Raw genomic sequence first — 1,575 nt, 5'->3', positions numbered from 1 at the left:
TCGTTCTCGTGCCGAACTCCAGCTGCCCGCGCCCGGGCGGGCCGCCGTGACAACAGGTTCATGGGCGCGGCGCTTGCTCCCGCGCTATGCAGCGTCTAACCCACACTCCGCTCCGGTTCGCCGGGGGGCCTCCAGGGACGGTTTATGAGCGAGAACGTGCAGAGCGCGCAGATCCCCGAGAAATCCGGCGCCGCGAACGAATTCTTCGAGATCATCAAGACGGTGGTCTACGCGTTGCTGATCGCGCTGTTCCTGCGCGTGATCTTCTTCCAGCCCTTCACCATCCCGTCGGCCTCGATGGAGCCGAACCTGTACGAAGGCGACTACATCATCGTCTCGAAGTTCAGCTACGGCTACTCGAAGCACTCGATCCCGTTCAGCCCGCCGCTGTTCGAGGGCCGCATCATGGGCAAGTCGCCGCAGCGTGGCGACGTGGTGGTCTTCAAGCTGCCCAGCGACAACCGCACGGACTATGTGAAGCGGGTGATCGGCCTGCCGGGCGATCGCATCCAGATGAAGGACGGCCTGCTCTACCTCAACGACGCGCCGGTGCCGCGCGAGCAGATGCCGATCGGCAAGACCGATGTGGGCGGCTTCATCCGCGAGGTGGCGCAGTACCGCGAGCGCATCAACGGACACGCCTTCCTGACCCAGGACTTCGGGACCGACGGCGACCTGGACAACACCGACGTCTTCGTGGTGCCCGAGGGCTACTACTTCATGATGGGCGACAACCGGGACAATTCCTCGGACAGCCGCGTGCCCCCCGGCGCGGGCGGCGTCGGCTTCGTCCCGGCCGAGAACCTGGTCGGCAAGGCGCAGATCATCCTGCTGTCCTGGGACCCCGAGGCCTCCATCTTCAAGCCCTGGACCTGGGTGTTGGATGCCCGTCCTAGCCGGTTCTTCAAGGTCCTGCATTGAGCGCGCGCGCTGCGGCCGTCGCGGAGCTCGAACGGCGGATTGGCTACGTCTTCGCCGATCGTGACCTGCTGGAGCGCGCCCTGACCCACGCCAGCGTGGGCGACGGGGCCCGCGAGGTGCGCCACAACGAGCGGCTGGAGTTCCTGGGCGACCGGGTGCTGAACCTGTGCGCGGCCGAGCGGCTGATGGCGCTCGACCCCGACGCACGGGAAGGGGAGATGAGCCGGCTCCTGGCCAGCCTCGTCAACTATCACGCCTGCGCGCGAGCGGCGAAGCGGGCCGGCCTGCCGGCTGCGCTGCGCATGTCGGCCTCGGCCACCAAGGTCGGGGCGCGCAAGTCCGACGCCGTGCTGGGCGACGCCTGCGAAGCTCTGATCGCCGGTCTCTACATCGACGGGGGCCTGGAGACGGCTCGCGCGTTCTTTCTGAAGTTCTGGGAGGAGGAGTTCGCCAGGCTCGACGAGCCCCGAGCCAAGGACCCCAAGACCCAACTGCAGGAGTGGGTGCAGGGCATGGGCCTGCCGTTGCCGAGCTATGAGATCATCTCTCAGGAGGGCCCGAGCCACGCGCCTTGCTTCACCGTCGAGGTGCAGGTCGAAGGCTTCGGATCGGAACGCGGCGAAGGGCGCTCGCGCCAGGCCGCCGAAAAGGCCG

2 protein-coding genes are annotated in these 1,575 nt (G+C 67.4%); both read left to right on the top strand.

The features are described from left to right. The first annotated feature begins 144 nt into the window (after nucleotides 1–144). Entirely contained in the window at nucleotides 145–921 is a 777-nt protein-coding gene (gene lepB / locus RIF93_RS20670) for a signal peptidase I (RefSeq protein WP_309093319.1), read from the top strand. After that, on the top strand, nucleotides 918–1,575 hold a 658-nt coding region (gene rnc / locus RIF93_RS20665), incomplete at its 3' end, for a ribonuclease III (protein ID WP_309093318.1). The genes lepB and rnc, both read left to right, overlap by 4 nt.

Origin of the sequence: Phenylobacterium sp. (genome assembly GCF_031181185.1) — a bacterium.
Taxonomy (GTDB): domain Bacteria; phylum Pseudomonadota; class Alphaproteobacteria; order Caulobacterales; family Caulobacteraceae; genus Phenylobacterium.
The sequence above is the reverse complement of the archived record's forward strand: the minus strand, read 5'-3'. Positions and strand labels throughout refer to the sequence as shown.